The sequence below is a fragment of the Robiginitalea sp. genome, from assembly GCF_049588695.1.
Lineage (GTDB): Bacteria > Bacteroidota > Bacteroidia > Flavobacteriales > Flavobacteriaceae > Robiginitalea.
In genome coordinates this window covers 1-3,011 of sequence record NZ_JBAVZJ010000273.1, presented here as the reverse complement: position 1 = coordinate 3,011, position 3,011 = coordinate 1, and the positions used below count along the sequence as shown (strand labels likewise).

Here is a 3,011-nt window from a genome sequence, read left to right as displayed (position 1 = left end):
GGATTATATCGAAATCCTTAAAAAACTCAACGACTATTGGGAAATCGACGGCCTCCGCGCCCTGTCTGATGATGCGGAAAAGGCCCGGGAATACCTGATGAAACTTCCCGCCCGACTAGAGCGTATTGCAGAACGCATGTCCTACCCTGAAGATTCCTACCGGTTCTCCTGGGTAACGGCTAACGGAATGCTATAGCGCTGGAAGAAAGCGGGGTTCGAGCCCCGGCTATCCGATTTCTACATCTGTGGTATTGTCATCCGGAATACGGTCGATAAGCTTGTTATACGGGTCGATACCTGCTTTTTCAGGGATACCTTTTACCTGGATCGTAATCGTGGATTCACCCGGTTTAACCTTGTGCTTTTTCAGATATAAGGGATTCACCCGGGTACGCCCGCTTTCATCCTGATCTTCCGCGGCAAAAACACCGATATCGATATAATCGCCCTCGTAGGAGGCGTCCGATTCTTTTCCGGTTTCATCCGCATAGAGCTTTTGGGAACGGACCTTCAGGGTGATTTCATATTCATCCTCCCCGAGCTTTTTAACCTCAGTAGCTTCGGCCCGATTGTCATACAGGGTAATGCGGTTCCAGGTGTCCTCCAGGTAGTATTGCAGGCTGTCCGGCGTAGCTTCCTTTAAATGGCGATACAGGTCTGTGCTTCCCGGGAAAGGGGGCTCGAGTTTCAGCCCGAATTCGGCATTGAATTTATAGAGGGCCGAGTCCATGGCCTGCTCCCCGATCAGGTCCCGAAGGCCATACAGGATCAGGCTGCCTTTGTTGTACCACTGGTAAGGACGGTTACAATTTACAAACACGTTTTCCTTTTTGCTTTCATTGGACCTTCCCCTGAGGTAGTCATCGAGCTCGTCCTTTAAAAACCGTTTCATATTATCTTTCCCGTACCTCCTTTCGGATAGGATCAGGGCCGAGAATTCGGCAAGGGCTTCGGACGTGAGGTTGGATCCCCGCGTATAGTTCGGGGTAATTTGGTGTCCCCACCACTGGTGGGCGAGTTCGTGGGCGGTTACGTAATAGACATAATCAAAGTCGTTAACATCCGAAAAATCTGCCACCCAACCGAAACTCTCCGAAAACGGAACCGTATTGGGAAAGGATTGGGCGAACCCCGCATAGCGCGGGAATTCCAAGAGGCGCATTTGGCGGAACTGAAAATTGCCATAGGTTTCGGAAAAATACGTCAGCCCATCTTTATACGACTGCAGGAAGCGATCCAGGTTGTATTTGTGCGCAGGGTGGTGAAAAATCTCAATATCCACCTTCTGCCCATCCGGAAGAGTCGCTTCATCCCGCAGGACGTCGTATTCGGCAGATACAAAGGTGAAAAAGCACTGGATGGGGGTGTCCTGCACGTAGTGAAAATACCTGCGGTCGTCCTCTACCCATTCCCTTTGTAAATATCCCGGAGCTACTGCGATTTGAGAAGGCACCGTACTTACGACCGCCTCAAACTGAATAAAATCGGCATCGTCAGCAAAGAGGAGCGTACTTGTTCCTTTGGGATCATTATGAGGGGGGAGGTCCTCCGGTTTTTCAGGCAGGCCGTACTTCCGACGGTCTTCATCAGAGGATATTTCTCCCTGGGCGTTATACCCAATCTCAGGGATACCCCCGCTGAAGAAAGATCCGTTGTAGACCAGCTCCCGCTCATAGCCGGAGTTTGGGAACCCGGTATTAACCACCTTACTCACGATGGTCATCTGCAGGGTATCCCCGGGCATCATGGTATTGGGCAGTGGGGTGATCTTATACCATTCGCGCTTCGGATTCTTCCCAAAAATTTGAAATTTCGGGGCTTTGAATTTTAATGGAAACCGGTGTTTCAGCGTATCCCCATCCAGGATTACGGCAAAATCCGAAAGGGCCGTGGAATTAAAGTGGATGGAGTCTATAGGCGAATTGGTTTTGTTGACCAGCTCTACTTCTGCTGAAAAATAGGCATCCCGTTCCATGGGATACAGGTCGGCCTGGATATTCACTTTGGTGTACTTGGGTTGGGGGATGTCCTCGTACTTCTTTAATTGTTGTTCATAGACAACCTGCCGCATATCATTTTCATCAGGGGTGAGGTAGTTCTTTTTATAGACCACATTCTGATAAATATAAGCTCCCGAACCCAGGGCTACGGCTAAAAAGAACAGGGCAATTTTTTGGGAAGTCCCAAAGAATCGGTCTTTAGCCATTTTCCACCGGCTCTTCCAGGAACTTTCGCTTCCCCGGCTGAAAAAGACACTAAAGAACAGCACCAGGAATATCCCCCATGCCGTCCAATAGAGGTTAAACCAGAAAAGGGGCTTTCCAAAATGGCCCAGACCGTTCATATCGCTCCAGGTATATCCTGGTTTATAGCTAAAAAAGAACAGGTTGAAATTGTAATCTGCAAAGTTTCTCAGGATCAGGATAACCAACCAGATGCCTATGGCGGCAGCGTGGCCTGCAAATTTGTTGTTTACTACCAGGTGCACGGCAAAAACCAGCAACGTCATCTGCAGGTAATCCGGGAAGGAGATCAGGAAGCTGTCAATAAAATAGACACTAAAATCATAGTCAAAATATCCCTTCAGGGTCTGGATGAGGACCCCAACAATGATAGGCAGGATCGTGAGGACCAGGCAGATGACCGCCATCCCTATAAACTTGGAGGCGATAATCACCCAGTCGCGTACGGGAAAGGTGTCATTAATCACGGAATAGCCGGTAGACTTATCCCGGTGCAGGCTCTCTCCGGTGAAGAAGACGATGATGATAAAGACAAACAAATTGTAGTCAAAGGTCTTGTACTCCATCAAAAAGGAGGTAGAGGGAAAATTCGGAACACTGTAGAGCGTAAAGCCAATCCAGAAGTCCAGGATCAGGAAGATCAGCCCACCCAGCAGGATCGATCGGAAATACACGTCTTTCACCACGTTTTTCACCTCGATTTTAGCCAGTGTTTTCAGACTTGCCCACTGATACCCTTTGGAAAAATCGGCTACAGGAGCTACAGGT

General features: G+C 49.0%; 2 protein-coding genes. One reads left to right on the top strand and one right to left on the bottom strand.

Annotated elements, in window-relative coordinates:
• Positions 1-196: acyl-ACP desaturase (locus WBV75_RS06645; protein WP_424119857.1), on the top strand; the 196-nt coding region annotated here is incomplete at its 5' end.
• A 30-nt stretch (positions 197-226) separates the two neighbouring features.
• Here the strand turns inward: WBV75_RS06645 and WBV75_RS06640 are convergent.
• Positions 227-3,011, bottom strand: a 2,785-nt coding sequence (locus tag WBV75_RS06640) for a M1 family aminopeptidase (protein ID WP_424119856.1), incomplete at its 5' end; no start/stop codon positions are given.